We start from the raw sequence: 14709 nt of genomic DNA on the forward strand, positions 1-14709 counted from the left end.
ACCCCGCTACGCATTCCGCTTCGCTACATGCGTAGCGACCCTCCCCCTCCAGGGGAGGGTAAGAGCACTCACGATCCCCCACCCGCTGTCCCCGAGTTCACCGGGGCCAGCTCGTCTTCCCGGCACCGCCACCCATCGGCGGCTTTCACGAAAGCAAAAGTCCGCTGGATCCGCAGGCGGCGCGTGACGTTGAAGGCTTCTGCGGCACGCTCCTTGTTGCTGGCTCCCGGCTGCGGACGACCGGTCCTCGCGTCCCAGCAGGTGCCGGTGCAGGTGGAGGCGACTTTGCTGCACATGGTGAAGGGCGCCAGCACGGCCATCTCGATCTCGCCGGTGACCTGCGCCTCCTGCCCGGTCACCTGGCTGTCGAGCGCGTAGACGCGGTTGATGCGGAGGAAATTTCCACACGAATTGGCGGCGTGAATCCGCGCGGCGCAGAAGTCGACCGCGTCGGTGTCGGGCGAGTGGGCCGCGACCTGCCGGCCGAACACCTTCTTGGGGTCGCCTCTCGCGGCGCGAATCTCATCGGACTTGCGTTTCAAATGGTCGGCGAGACAGTCCTCCGCGGATTCCAGCTCCAGGAGCGGCACGTTCTCCTTGCCGACCAGATTGCATTTGCGGTCGCGCTCTCGCGTCCACCTTCCATATTCGGCGAAGGCAAAGCGCGCTGCGGTCGGGTCCAGCTTGCCGATCAGGCCGAGCACCTGGCTGTTCAACTCCGTTTCGACAAGTGCCAGCGCCGGGTCCGCGCAGATCAGCGCGCCCGCCGCGGTGTTGGCCGCGAGACAGTCGAAATCCGGATCGCGCACGATTGCGGCGCGCTCCTCGGTGACCTTGAGCAGGCACGCCTTCACCCGGTCGAAATCGTCGGCGCGAATCGCGGTCTGGCCGACGATGCCGCAGCTGAGATTGCGCTGGCGGTTCCAGATCGCATTCTCCTCGATCGCCGGCAGACGATCGGGCAGGCGGGCGAGCCGTGCCTCGATCGCCGTGCTCAGCTTCTCGGCGGCGGCGGCAAGCTCGGCATCGCCGCAGAACAATTGGTTGCCGGGATCGCGAATCTGTTGGCAGTTGTTCTTGGCAAACAGCGGCAGCCGATCGGCAATGGGGCGGTCGGATTGCGCGGAGGCTGGTGCCACCGGCAACGCCAGCAGCGCAAGCACAGTCATCACGATGAACCGCATCTCAGTCGCCCCCGCATAGCCGCTGCCATGCTAGCGTCCCGGATCGAGCGGCGGAATGGCTTTGTGATGGGGATTGTAACCCGAGGTCCTGTAGCCCGGATGGAGCGAAGCGCAATCCGGGATTCGTGCAACAGACTGATAGCGGTCCCGGATTTCGCTGCCGCTCCATCCGGGCTACGAGATGGATCAATGCGTCTCGGTGGCGGCCATCGAGAACCGCACGGGTTCGTCGACATATTTCATCACGGCCGATTGGTAGAGCACGAACAGCGGCTGGTAGATCGGTGCCGCGTCGTCCTCGACCATCGCCATGCGGCGGTTGTCGAGCATCAGCCAGTGGCCGTCGAGCCGTGCGGCGGCCACCGCATGCGCCTCGCCGGCGTGGGTGTCGCGCACCACGACGATGCGGAGGTCTTCGGCGGCAACGCCGGCGAGCCGCAGGGCGGCGAGCTTGGCAATGGCATAGTCTTCGCAATCGCCGGCGCCGCGCTGGAAGGTCGCAAGCGGCGAGCTCCAGACGTCGTCGGTGCCGTCATTGGCGGCCCGGATGGCGAGGTTGATGGCGCGGTTGGCCTCGCCCAGCTTCGCGCGGCCGTCGCGATCACGGGCCTGGTCGACGATGGCGAGCAGCTTCAGGGCCGCAGGCGATGCGCAATGGTCCCGGTCGCCATCGCACAGCGCGAGCTGCACCATGTCGTCGTCGAGCTTGTCCTTCAGCGCGAGCCATTTCCGTTGCAGGCTGCCCGACGAGATGGCGAAGGCGAACACGCCGAACGGCTCGGCGGATTTGCGCACGAGGACGCCGGCGCCCGGCGACAGCAGCGTGCCGGCGCGAAGCTCGGCGACCGATCCGAGCAGGATCAATGCGCACAAGACAAGGATTGCGCGCCAAGCGCGCGAGCGAGCAGCGGTCTCCATCTGACATCCCCTTCCGGGCTTCGCGAGATCCCCCTCGATCTCGACGTGCCGGGCTTTGTTGCTTTCGCGGAGATAGTGCGAGATGGGCCGTTTTGTTCTGCTTAACGCGCCCGGCAGGGGTCCCGAAACCGGGGAACAGGCTGAAACGAGCCTGTCCAGATTGCATAAAATTTTACGAATCGGGGGCTAGGGGAAGCGCCGCCTGCCGCGAAATGGAGCCAATTGCAGGTATTGGTTGTGCGCTCGCTGATTCCGCGCCTATGGCTAACGGCCCCGATATTTCCCGGGTTCTGTTAGTTGGGTCACAGATTTGGTTCCGTATTTGCCCCAGTGTGCTGCGGGGCACCACGAACAAAAGATGACACAAGTATTCGTCGCCAGATCTATACAATGGAATACGTGGGAGTGCCGGAAATGGGCTCAAACAGGCGAAATTATACGTCCAAATATTTCTCGAACTGCCCCGCTTCCTCCATGAAGACTTGCTCCGACCGAGCCGGCGGCGGCTCGGTGACGCGAAATCACACAAGCAATAGATGGTTTCGCTAAGGACTTGGTAATGCTATGCAAGCTTAGGCGGTCGATACTTACTTAGATTTTAACCCTTTTTACGGTGCCCGATTGAATTACGCTGGCAAATTTGACGCCGCGATGTCCTTGGACGGCCAGGATTCCCGTTCGCTCGCCGATGGCCATGTCGATTTCTCTGCTGCCAAGCCCTTTATCGCCAAGGCGCATGGTCACGTGCCCGATGGCGCGTTCGTTGTTCCCGATCCCAACCTGATCTTCAACGGCGAGTTCAAGCGCGCAGGTCTCGACCTCGTGCTGTCCCATGAGGGTCATGAGTTCGTCGTTCACGATTATTTTAGGGGCGACAAGCGCGCGGCGGTCGCCTCGCCCGATGGCGCCCACCTCAGCGGCGACGTCGTCAGCGCGCTCACGGGCCATGTGCAATATGCGCAGGCCGCGCCCGGCGCTGCCGCGGCCCAGGTCATCGGTCACGTCACAAAACTCTCCGGCAGCGCGACCGCGATCCGCAATGGCGTTTCGGTCATCCTGAACAACGGCGACAATGTCGAGAAGGGCGACGTGGTCTCGACCGGCGCCGATTCGACGCTCGGCATCACCTTCATCGACGGCACCGTCTTCGGCCTGTCCTCCAATGCGCGGATGGTTCTGAACGAGATGGTCTATGACCCCAACGGGTCGAGCAACTCCTCGCTGCTGAGCCTGGTCGCGGGCACCATCACCTTCGTCGCCGGCGAGACCGCCAAGCATGGCGACATGAAGATCGACACGCCGGTCGCCACCATGGGCATCCGCGGCACCGCGGTGCTGACCCAGATCAATTTCGTCGTTCCCGCCGGCGGCGGCGATCCGCAGCCGCAGGCGAGCTTCCAGGTGTTGGTCGAGCCGAACGGCACCACGGGCTCCTACATCCTGTTCGACAAGGTCACTCTGCTGCCGATTGCGACGGTCAACCAGGCCGGCCAGATGATCCAGATCAGCGGCGGCAACGTCTCGATCAGCAATGCGCTGATGTCACCGGACGTGCAGAAGCTGATCACGGACGTGTTCACGCTGAAGTTCACCGACAACAACACCAACACCAAGCTGACCACGAACTTCACCGACACGATCACGCCGATCAGCCAGGACGTGGTGTTCAAATCGGGGTCGGGCGCCATCGCGGTCGCGACATTCGTCAATCTCAATCCGCAGGGACAGGAGGCCCCCCACACCTCCACGCCCACGGCCACCCGTGTTCCCGGCCAGCCGCTGGTGCAAAGCCTCGATTCCAGCGGCAACGTGAAGACGGCGTTCTCGGTGACCGAGCGCGCGGACACCACGGGCGACACGACGCATAACGACACGGTCTCCGGCCGGATCACCTTCGTCGATCAAAACCTCGGCGACCTGCCGACGGTGTCGGTGAGCCTCGCCGAGGCGCCGAACTACGTCTACAAGAACGCGAGCCAGCAGGACGTCACCGGCTCGCTCTCCGCGCTGCAGAAGCAGGACATCGCGGCGACGCAGATCCAGATCAACGTCGTTGCCGACGCCGGCAACAACAATAATGGCTCTGCGGTCTGGACCTACACGGTCCCCGATCACGTCTTCGACTTCCTCGCAGCCGGCGAAACGCTGACGCTGACCTACATGGTTCGCGTCGATACCAATTTCGCGGTGAACCCGGAGTCCAAGTTCATCCCGATCACCATCACGATCACGGGGACGAACGACAAGCCCACCGTCGCGACATCGGGTGGCACCGTCATCGAGAAGGTCGGGACCGGCAACGAGGCTCTGGACACCATCACGGGCACGGTCACCTTCGCCGACGTCGATCTGACGGACCGGCCGATCGTGAGCGCGGCGCTCTCGTCGACCCAGCCGTTCAAATATCTCGATGCCGAAGGCAACGATATCACCGCGACGCTGACGCCGGAGCAACGCGCCGCGATCGCCGCCGTCGAGGTGCCGCTGACCGTGGTGCAGGGCGCGGGAAACAGCAACAACGGCTCGGCCACCTGGACCTACAGCGTTCCCGACCATCTCTTCGATTTCCTCGCCGAAGGCGAGACGCTGACCCTCAACTATGTGGTGCAGGTCGATGACGGGCACGGCGGTGTGGTCAGCACCCCGATCAGCGTGTCCATCAACGGTGCGGACGTCAATGTCGAGGGCACCAACGACGTGCCGACGATCGTCGAAGACTCCACGATCCCGACCGGCGCGGTGACGGAGGATGCGGCGCCCCTGACGGCCGAGGGTACCATCGCCTTCAACGACCCTGATCTCACGGATACGCACAGCGCGAGCTTCGTCCTGAAGTCGACGACGTCGAGCGCACATCTGCCGGGGTTCAGCGACGGCAGCTCGTATATCGGCACTTTCGCGCTTCTGCCGGTGAGCGAGAGCCCCGGCGTCAGCACGCGAGGGTCGGTGGGCTGGACCTTCACGCTCGACGATAACGATCCGGTGCTGCAGTCGCTGGCGGAAGGCCAGACCATCACGCAGGTCTACACCGTTACCGTCGACGATCATCACGGCGGAACGGTCACCCAAGACGTCACGGTCACCATTACCGGGACCAACGATGCGCCGACCGTGACCAGCAGCGCCGCGGCGGCAACGGGCAAAGTCATCGAGGACACGGCCCTGTCGCTGTCGATCGACGGCACGCTGGCGATCCAGGATCTGGACCTGATCGACACCCATACGGCGCAGGCGGTGTTCAAGTCGTCGTCCTCGAGCGCGCATCTGCCAGGCTTTGTTGAGGGCGCCACGAATATCGGCACCTTCACGATCGATCCTTCGGTGCTCGAATCCAACGCCGACACCAACAACGGCGCCACGCTGGGTTGGCACTTCACGCTCGACAACAGCAATGCGATGCTGCAGTCGCTGGCGGAAGGGCAGACCATCACCCAGGTCTACACCGTCACCTTCACTGACAATCACAATGCGACGGTCACGCAGGACGTCACCGTCACCATCACGGGCGTCAACGATGCGCCAACCGTCACGAGCGATGCCTTGGCGGCAACGGGCGAGGTCACCGAGGACACCGGTCCGACCATGTCGATTGACGGCACACTGGCGATCCAGGACCTCGACCTGATCGACACTCATACCGCGCAGGCGGTGTTCAAGTCGTCGTCCGTCAGCTCGGCGCTGCCGGGGTTCGATGCCAACAGCACGAACATCGGCACGTTCACGATCGATCCGTCGGTGCTCGAATCCAGCACCGACACCAACAACAGCGCTACGCTCGGCTGGCACTTCACGCTCGACAACAACGACGCGATGCTGCAATCGCTCGCGCAGGGCCAGACCATCACCCAGGTCTACACCGTCACGTTCGATGACCACCACGGCGGCATCGTCAGCCAGGACGTCACCGTCACGATCAACGGCGTCAACGACGCGCCGACGATCACGAGCGATGCTGCCGCGGCGACGGGCGCGGTCACCGAGGATGAGGGCTCGTCGCTGTCGGCATGCGGCACGCTGGCGATCCAGGACGTCGACCTGACCGACACCCATACGGCGCAGTGGTCGTTCAAATCGTCGTCCGTCAGCTCGGCTCTGCCGGGCTTCGAGGACGGCACCACGAACATCGGCACCTTCACGATCGATCCGGTGTCCGAATCCGCTAGCGACACCAGCAACGGCGCGACGCTGGGCTGGCACTTCACGCTGGACAATAGCGATCCCGTGCTGCAGTCGTTGGCGGAGGGGCAGACCATCACCCAGGTCTACACCGTTACCTTTACCGACGATCACGGTGCGCAAGTCTCGCAGGACGTCACCGTCACGATCACCGGCACCAATGATGCGCCGGCCATCTCCTATGTGACATCGAACTACATGAACTTCGACGGCCACACCATCGCGGTCGGCGACGTGCCGACGGTCGCCACCGATGACGTGACGCTGGACGGCTGGGTGAACTGGAGCGGGGGCGCCAATCCCGACCACGGCCAGATCCTGTTCTACAACGGCAACACCTCGACCACTGGCTTCGGTCTCCTTAGCACCGTCAACACCGATGGCACTATGGAGCTGCAGATTCTCGCGGGCGGCGTCCAGATCGCCGATACCGGCGTGGCGCTCACCGCGTCGCAGTGGCACAACATCGCGCTGACCCGCGACAACGACACCTTCAAACTCTATCTGGACGGACACCTCGAATATTCGCAGTCATGGACGGTCAACCCGATCGACGGCAGTCCGTCGAATCCGTCGGCGTCCTACATGATGATCGGCGCCGCGAGCGAACCAGGCGCGCCGGGCTTCGGGGCGGAAGGCTTCTTCGGCTCGATCGCCGATGTCAGCGTCTGGACCACCGCGCTCACGCAGACGCAGATCCAGTCGATCGATTTCACCGCACTCACCGGCAGCGAGGCGAATCTGCCGCGTATTACCAGCTCGGCGACGGCAGCGGGACCACGGCCGCCAATACGGTCAACTCCGCCCACAGCCTCGCGATCGAGGGCACCGCGGACTGGGCCAGCGGGACCTCCGGGCCGGGCGGCGCCGTCGCCGATCTGATGGAAACCAATGCCGGCCAGCTTTCGCATGGCGTGCTGGCGGTCTCCGACGTCGATGCGATCGATCACGTCACGTTGTCGGTCAGCCAGGTGCAGATCTCTCTCGACGGCGTGCCGCAAACCGGCGACGTCGGCGGGCTGTCGCATGCGGACCTTTTGAACTATCTCACCGTGCCGTCCGGCGACATCCTCGACGGCACGGCTAGCTACGCCCAGTTCACCTGGAATTTCAATTCGGGCAGCCAGGCCTTCGACTTCCTCGCCGCCGGCCAGACGCTGTCGCTGCGATACACGATCGTGCCGTCGGACGCCGAGGGCGCTGGCACGGGCGCAATCGTCACCGTCAACATCGCCGGCAGCAACGATGCGCCGACACTCGCCGATCTCCACATCGGCCCGCTCACGGACACCGCCGGGGCCGACACCTTCTCCGATCTTACCGGTCAACTGGCCGGCACCGACGCGGATAGCGGCGAGACGGCGACGCTGACCTATGCCGTCCTGAACGCGGATCACCATGCCACGACGACGGTTGCGGGACTGTACGGTTCGCTGACGATCAACCCGGACGGCAGCTACAGCTACGTTCCCAATGCAACGGCCATCAACGCGCTGTCGGACGGGTCCTATGCGGATATTTTCACGGTCCAGACCACGGACGCGCATGGTGCCACCGGCACGGCAACGCTCACGGTAGACGTGACCGGCGCCGACGACGCCAGCGGCCCGGTCATCGACACCACGGGCTTCTACGTCTGGCACGCCAACGAGAGCAACACCGACTTCATCACCGGACTCTCGGTCATCGACACCGATGCCGACGCTGCGACGGATGAGTTCAAGATCACGGCCGTAACTGCACATGATCCGGACAGCAGTGTCGCCCCGGGGGTGGCGTGCGGCTCTCTCGACGACATCAACTTGGCCCTCGCGGATGGGGTCACCTATGATCCGGGCCAAACGCCGCCGGACAACGATCAGATCACGCTGACGGTGACGGACAAGGCCACCGGCCTGTTCGATACTGTCCACTTCATCTTCAACGAGGCGGGGGACACCGGCCAAGGCGTCACTCTGGAAGGCACCGACGGCAAGGACGTCATCTTCGCGACCGATACGGGCAACACGCTGACCGGCGGCGCCGGCAAGGATCAGTTCGTGTTCTCGCCGGGCGTGCTGTACGACCAGAACGGGCAACCCGTGACCGACCTCTCGCACACCATCACCGATTTCACGACGGGGCTGGACAAGATCGACTTGCGGCAATTCTTGGACGTTAACTCCATTAGCAATCTCACCATCGTCCAGCAGGGCTCCGGCGACACGCTGATCACTTGGCATCAGCAGGTCACACAGCCTGAGGGCGCGCCGTTCACGGAGAACGAGTCGCTGCTGCTGAAGAACGTGATCGCGGCAAATCTCAAGGCCAGCGATTTCATCTTCCACATCACCTGATGAACGCCTGGCCCTCCACGGGCCGGCGCCTTTCTTGACCGCGGCAAAAAATCCATAATCCTCAGCTGCCAGGGCATAGCAAATCGCGCGCGGACGCTCCATGATCGGTGCGCACGGCAGCAGGCGGGACAGGAAGCCCAACCGGCATGAAACGTCTAAAAATCCTGCGGCGGTGGTTTGCGCGCAAGTTCGGCTTGGCGCGGCTGATGTGCCTCGCGCTGCTGGTCCTGTTTGCCGGCGCCCGTCTCTGGGACCCGCCGCCGATCCAGGAATTGCGGCTGCGCACCTTCGACATGTTCCAGTTGATCGATCCGCGCCACAAGACGGCGCGGCCCGTCACCATCGTCGACATCGACGACAAGAGCCTCGGCAAGCTCGGCCAATGGCCGTGGCCGCGGACGCGAATCGCCGATCTGATCCAGAACCTCACCAACAACGGCGCGGTGGCGATCGGCTTCGACGTGGTGTTCTCGGAAGCCGACCGGCTCAATCCGGATCTGGTCGCGAGCCAGATGCGCTATCTCGACGAGGTCACCCGCGCCAAGCTGCGCGAGCTGCCGACCAACGACCAGATCCTTGCCGAGGCGATCAAGCGCTCGCGCGTGGTGCTGGGCGAGACCGGGCTTCCAGGCGTGTTGTCCGAGCTCGACAAGTCGCTGCCCTTCACTGGCGTCGCGACGGTCGGCGAGGAGGGCGCCGAGCGCTTCCTGTTTGAATTCCCGGGCTTGTTGCGCAACGTGCCGATCATCGAGAAGGTCGCAGCCGGTCGCGGCCTGTTCTCGATCAGGACCGAGCGTGACGGTCTGATCCGCCGCGTGCCGATGATCATGCGCGCCCAGGGCAACATCATGCCCTCGCTCAGCCTCGAGATCCTGCGCGTCGTCACGGGCACGCCGACGCTGCTGGTTCGCACCGACAAGACCGGTATTAGGGCGATCCGCCTCAAGGGCGTAGAGATTCCGACCGACAAGAACGGCCAGCTCTGGGTGCATTACGCCCGCCGGGATCCTTCAATCTACGTCTCCGCGGCCGACGTGCTCGACAACAGCGTGCCGCCGAGCAAGATCGCCGGCAAGCTGGTGCTGATCGGCACCTCGGCGGGCGGGCTCAACGACATCAAGACCACGCCGGTGTCCTCGACCATGCCGGGGGTCGAGATCCATGCCCAGGTGCTGGAGAGCGTACTGAGCGGCGCGGTGATCTCCCAGCCGAACTATGCGCTCGGCGTCGAACTGATCGCCGCGCTGGTCATCGGCCTGCTCGTCATCGTCTTTACGCCAAACCTCGGCCCCGTGCGCTTGGTGCTTGCGGGCGCGATGTTCGCTGCCATCCTGGTCGGCGTGTCCTGGTTCTTCTACTCGCAGTACCGCTACCTCATCGATTTCACCTATCCGCTGCTGTCGACCACCGCGGTCTATCTGACGCTGATCTTTGCCAGCTTCGTGCGCGAGCAGCGCCAGCGCGTGCAGATCCGCGGGCAATTCGCGCAATACATGTCGCCGGTGCTGGTCGAGCAGCTCGTGCAGTCGCCGGAGAAGCTCGTGCTCGGCGGCGAGGAGCGCGAGATGACGATCATGTTCTCCGACGTGCGCGGCTTCACAACGATCTCGGAGAGCTACAAGGACGATCCGCAAGGATTGATCGAGCTCATGAACCGCTTCCTGACGCCGCTGACCGACGTCATCATCGAGCGCAAGGGCTACATCGACAAATACATGGGCGACGCCATCATGGCGTTCTGGAACGCGCCGCTCGACGATGCCGAGCACGAGGTCAACGCCTGCGAGGCCGCGATCCAGATGCTGGAGCAGATCGACGCGGTCAACAAGGAGCGCGAGCAGGAAGCCGCCGACGGCGGCCACGTCTACATTCCGCTTAATGTCGGCATCGGTCTCAACACCGGCATCGGCGTGGTCGGCAATATGGGCTCCGACCTGAAGAAGAACTACTCGGTGCTCGGCGACAGTGTGAACCTGGCCTCGCGCCTCGAGGGGCAGACCAAGGAATACGGCTTCCCGATCATCGTCGGCTCCCGGACGGCGGTCGCCGCCAAGGACAAGTTCGCGATCCTTGAGCTCGACTTCATCATGGTCAAGGGCAAGACCGAGCCGGAGGTGATCTACGCCATCGCGGGCCGCGAGGACGTGATGCATTCGGGTGCCTTCCAGCGCCTGCGCAACATCACCATCGAAATGCTCGGCTGCTATCGCGGCCGCGACTGGCAGGGCGCGCTGGACGCTATCGAGCGCGGCCGCCGCAGCGAGGACGCCGACACGCTGGAAAAGCTGTTCAGGCTCTATGAGGCAAGGATCAGGGATTTCCAGCTCACGCCGCCGCCGGAAGGATGGACGGGGCGTACGCGCTGCTGACGAAGTAGTTGCCTTCGTCACCACTCCCGTAGGGTGGGCAAAGGCGCGAAGCGCCGTGCCCACCATCCGCTCTCACCGAGGTCGAATGGTGGGCACGCTACGCTTTGCCCACCCTACGAGACTGAGTGTTTTGCGCGAATGTGCCTCCTAACTAAGAGTGTCGTCCCGGCCTGCGCCGGGACGACAGCGTTATTTGCCGAAGCTGAGGGCCCGCCTCACTCCACCCCGATCGTTGTCAGATCCTGGAACCAGTGCTGCGTTTGCACGAACTGCTTGATCTTCGGCGACAGCGCGTGCGGATTTGTGTCGTGGACGACCCAGACCAGCGCAGCATCGTTCACGATCAGCGCATGCGCCTGCGCCAGCAGTGCGTCCTGTTTGGCGGAATCGAAGGTCTGCTTGGCCTCGTCGATCAACGCATCGACCTCAGGGTTCTTGTAGCCGCCCCAGTTGACGCCGACAGGCGCGATCTGCCCGGAATGGAAGAAGCGAACGATGGCGTAGAGCGGATCCGAGGTGACATAGGCGATGTTGTTGGCGGTGATGCCGGCATTCATCTCGTCGGCCGCGCCCTTGCGCCAGTGTGTATATAATGTCTCGAGCTCGACGACCTTGAAGTCGATCTCGATGCCGATCTCCTTGAAACTCTGCTGCAGGAATTCGTTCATCGGCAGCGACAGCATCTGGCCGGTGCCGCCCTGCGCGATGATGAAGGTTGTCTTCAGCGGCTTCGCCTTGGAGTAGCCGGCCTCTTCGACCAGCTTCTTCGCTGCGGCAAGATCATATTTCAGCTCGAAGCTCGGCTTGCCGAACCACGGGCTGGATGGATCGACCTGACCCTTGGCTGGCTTTGCCAGTCCGTTCATCAGGCCGACCACCGCCTCGCGATCGATCGCGAGGTTCAGCGCCTTGCGCAGGCGGATGTCGGTCCAGGGCGAGCCCGGCAGCACGCTGAGATGATAATTCCAGACATGCGGCGTGATGTTGTCGACGAGCTTCATGCCGGCGGCTTTCAGCTGCGGTACGGCATCCGGCGCGGGCGTTTCGATCAGGTCGACTTGCCCCGCAAGCAGCGCGTTGGTGCGCGTCAGCGCCTCCGGCATTGGCACCAGCACGATCTTGTCGGCCTTGGGAATGCGCTTCTTGTTCCAGTAGTCGGGGTTCTTGGTGAGCTCGGCAAGCTCGCGCGGCACCAGCTTCGTCAGTTTGAACGGTCCGGTGCCCGAGGGCTGGCTGGCGAACTTGTCCCAGTCCTTGCCGAGCTTCTCGTATTGCGCCGGGCTCGACACCAGGAACCACAGCATCTGATAGGGAAAGAAGGAATCGACCGTCTTGGTTGTGATCTCCACGGTGAAATCGTCGATCTTGGCATAGCTCGCGACCGAGGGCAGGCGGGTCTTCACCTGCGCGCTCTGCCGCTTGTCGAATTGCGGCGCCTTGTCGTTGAGCACCTTGTCCAGATTCCAGATCACCGTGTCGGCATTGAACTCGCTGCCGTCGTGAAACTTCACGCCTTTGCGCAAAGTGAAGCGCCATTTGGTCTTGTCGGCATCGTCGACCTTCCATTCGGTGGCGAGCCCCGGCACCAGCTTGCCGGGGCGATCGGCGACGTCCATCTCCCAGGCCACCAAGGGATCGTAGATCGTGTAGGCTGTGAACTGATAAGCGCCGGCGCCGCGATCGGGCTGGCCCGTCGTCAGCGGAATGTCCGCCATCGAGATGCCGTAGCGCACGACACTTTCGGCGCGCGCCGAGATTGCGGAGGCCGCCAGCGCAAGCACGGCGAGACAGGTCGACAGTCGAATACGCATTGGCCCAAAGCTCCCAGGAGATATCGGGACCAAACTTGCAATCTTGATGCCAGAATAGGCAGGGCGATGCGTTCGCCCGCGCGCGCCCCACAAGGACTTGTCGTCGCAGTGACAAATGGCAGAATAAGTTTCTCTTTGGCATAGCCATTGCATACGATTGCATCAAAAATAGTCATCGAAGCCGGAAAAGGATTGAGGCGATGCTTATCAAGAAGAACAAGACACATGCCGCGCTGATCGCACTCTTGGCGCTCGGCACGGCGGCCGCATCCCCGCGCGTCGCGAGCGCCGAAACTGTGCTGCGCATCGGCATGACCGCCGCCGATATTCCGCGCACGCTGGGCCAGCCCGACCAGGGTTTTGAAGGCAATCGCTTCACCGGCCTCACCATGTATGATGGGCTCACCGGCTGGGACCTGTCCTCGGCCGACAAGGCAAGCGTGGTGATTCCGGGCCTTGCCACCGAGTGGAAGGTTGACGACGCCGACAAGACCAAGTGGGTTTTCAAGCTGCGCCCGGGCGTGACCTTCCATGACGGCTCGCCGTTCAATGCGGACGCCGTGGTGTGGAATGTCGAGAAGGTCTTGAAGCAGGACGCGCCGCAATTCGACGCCAGCCAGGTTGGCGTCACGGCCTCGCGCATGCCGACGCTGGCGTCGGCGAAGAAGATCGACGACATGACGGTCGAGCTCACCACCAAGGAGCCCGACAGCTTCCTGCCGATCAACCTCACCAATTTGTTCATGGCGAGCCCGACGAAGTGGCAGGCCTTCTACGACAAGGCCGAAGGCGCTGATGCCAAGGCGAAGTCGCAGGCCGCCTGGACCGCCTTCGCCAGGGACGCCTCGGGCACCGGCCCGTGGAAGATGGCGAGCTTCACCCCGCGTGAGCGGCTCGAGTTGGTCAAGAACGCGAACTACTGGGACAAGGCCCGTGTGCCCAAGGTCGACAAGATGGTGCTCTTGCCGATGCCGGAGGCCAACGCGCGCACCGCGGCGCTGCTGTCCGGGCAGGTCGATTGGGTCGAGGCCCCGGCGCCGGATGCGCTGCCCGAACTCAAGCAGCGCGGCTTCAAGCTCTACGCCAACGAGCAGCCGCATGTCTGGCCCTGGCAGTTCTCGCGCGTCGAAGGCTCGCCCTGGAACGACATCCGCGTGCGCAAGGCCGCGAACCTCTGTGTCGACCGCGAGGGCCTGAAGGATGGCCTGCTTGCCGGCCTGATGGTGCCGGCGACCGGCACTTTCGAGCCCGGCCATCCCTGGCGCGGCAAGCCGAGCTTCGAGATCAAGTACGACAAGGCGGCTGCGCAAAAGCTGATGCAGGAGGCCGGCTTCGGTCCGAACAAGAAGCTGACCGTAAAGACGCAGACATCCGCCTCCGGCTCGGGCCAGATGCAGCCATTGCCGATGAACGAATATCTCCAGCAGGCCCTGGCCGAATGCTATTTCGACGTGCAGCTCGACGTCATCGAATGGAATACGCTGTTCACCAACTGGCGCCGCGGCGCCAAGGATCCCTCAGCCAACGGCGCGAACGCGACCAACGTCACCTATGCGGCGATGGACCCGTTCTTCGCGCTGGTGCGCTTCCTGCAATCGGGCATGGCGCCGCCGGTGTCGAACAATTGGGGCTTCATCAACAACCCCAAGTTCGACGACCTCGTGAAGAAGGCGCGCCAGACCTTCGATCCCGCCGCGCGTGACGCCGCGCTCGCCGAGCTGCACGCGGCCTCCGTCGACGACGCCGCCTTCCTCTACGTCGCCCATGACGTCGGCCCGCGCGCCATGAGCCCGAAGGTGACAGGCGTCGTGCAGCCGAAGAGCTGGTTCATCGACTTCTCGCCGGTGTCGATGACGCAGTAATTCGCGCCGCGTACTCAGTGTACCCTCTCCCCCTGTGGGAGAGGGTGGCTTCG

5 protein-coding genes and 3 pseudogenes are annotated in these 14709 nt (G+C 63.6%); 5 read left to right on the forward strand and 3 right to left on the reverse strand.

Annotated features, from left to right (window positions below):
- Positions 1 to 68: 68 nt before the first annotated feature.
- Together ACSKB8_RS12800 and ACSKB8_RS12805 are read right to left on the reverse strand one after the other, a co-directional pair.
- Positions 69 to 1184: a lysozyme inhibitor LprI family protein gene (locus tag ACSKB8_RS12800; RefSeq protein WP_438104447.1), complete on the reverse strand. Its 1116-nt coding sequence runs from the start codon at positions 1182 to 1184 to the stop codon at positions 69 to 71.
- Positions 1185 to 1370: 186 nt separating this feature from the next.
- Complete coding sequence (locus tag ACSKB8_RS12805; protein ID WP_438104448.1) at positions 1371 to 2102, reverse strand: transglutaminase-like cysteine peptidase; 732 nt, start codon at positions 2100 to 2102, stop codon at positions 1371 to 1373.
- A gap of 621 nt (positions 2103 to 2723) precedes the next feature.
- Between ACSKB8_RS12805 and ACSKB8_RS12810 the strand changes: the two are divergent.
- The 4 genes and pseudogenes from ACSKB8_RS12810 to ACSKB8_RS12825 all read left to right on the forward strand — a co-directional run.
- Positions 2724 to 5708 (forward strand): annotated as a pseudogene (locus tag ACSKB8_RS12810) (VCBS domain-containing protein); the annotation flags it as partial.
- Between the two features lie 186 nt (positions 5709 to 5894).
- A pseudogene (locus ACSKB8_RS12815) lies at positions 5895 to 7160 on the forward strand (VCBS domain-containing protein); the annotation flags it as partial.
- Complete coding sequence (locus ACSKB8_RS12820; RefSeq protein WP_438104450.1) at positions 7160 to 8614, forward strand: VCBS domain-containing protein; 1455 nt, start codon at positions 7160 to 7162, stop codon at positions 8612 to 8614. The pseudogene ACSKB8_RS12815 and the gene ACSKB8_RS12820, both read left to right, overlap by 1 nt.
- 146 nt (positions 8615 to 8760) lie before the next feature.
- A pseudogene (locus ACSKB8_RS12825) lies at positions 8761 to 10991 on the forward strand (CHASE2 domain-containing protein).
- Positions 10992 to 11198: 207 nt separating this feature from the next.
- Here ACSKB8_RS12825 and ACSKB8_RS12830 read toward each other — a convergent pair.
- A complete protein-coding gene (locus tag ACSKB8_RS12830; protein ID WP_438104452.1) occupies positions 11199 to 12794 on the reverse strand; it encodes an ABC transporter substrate-binding protein in 1596 nt (531 codons plus the stop codon).
- Between the two features lie 200 nt (positions 12795 to 12994).
- On the opposite strand from ACSKB8_RS12830, the gene ACSKB8_RS12835 reads away from it, so the two are divergent.
- Complete coding sequence (locus ACSKB8_RS12835; protein ID WP_370987868.1) at positions 12995 to 14656, forward strand: ABC transporter substrate-binding protein; 1662 nt, start codon at positions 12995 to 12997, stop codon at positions 14654 to 14656.
- The last annotated feature ends 53 nt before the right edge of the window (positions 14657 to 14709 follow it).

Source organism: Bradyrhizobium sp. BR 1432 (genome assembly GCF_051547705.1).
GTDB classification, from domain to species: domain Bacteria; phylum Pseudomonadota; class Alphaproteobacteria; order Rhizobiales; family Xanthobacteraceae; genus Bradyrhizobium; species Bradyrhizobium zhanjiangense.

Excerpts from the sequence above, each read along its gene's own strand:
- ACSKB8_RS12800 (WP_438104447.1), bottom strand. The coding sequence starts at position 1,184 with ATGCGGTTCATCGTGATGACTGTGCTTGCGCTGCTGGCGTTGCCGGTG.
- ACSKB8_RS12830 (WP_438104452.1), bottom strand. The coding sequence starts at position 12,794 with ATGCGTATTCGACTGTCGACCTGTCTCGCCGTGCTTGCGCTGGCGGCC.
- ACSKB8_RS12820 (WP_438104450.1), top strand. The coding sequence starts at position 7,160 with ATGGAAACCAATGCCGGCCAGCTTTCGCATGGCGTGCTGGCGGTCTCC.
- ACSKB8_RS12805 (WP_438104448.1), bottom strand. The coding sequence starts at position 2,102 with ATGGAGACCGCTGCTCGCTCGCGCGCTTGGCGCGCAATCCTTGTCTTG.
- ACSKB8_RS12835 (WP_370987868.1), top strand. The coding sequence starts at position 12,995 with ATGCTTATCAAGAAGAACAAGACACATGCCGCGCTGATCGCACTCTTG.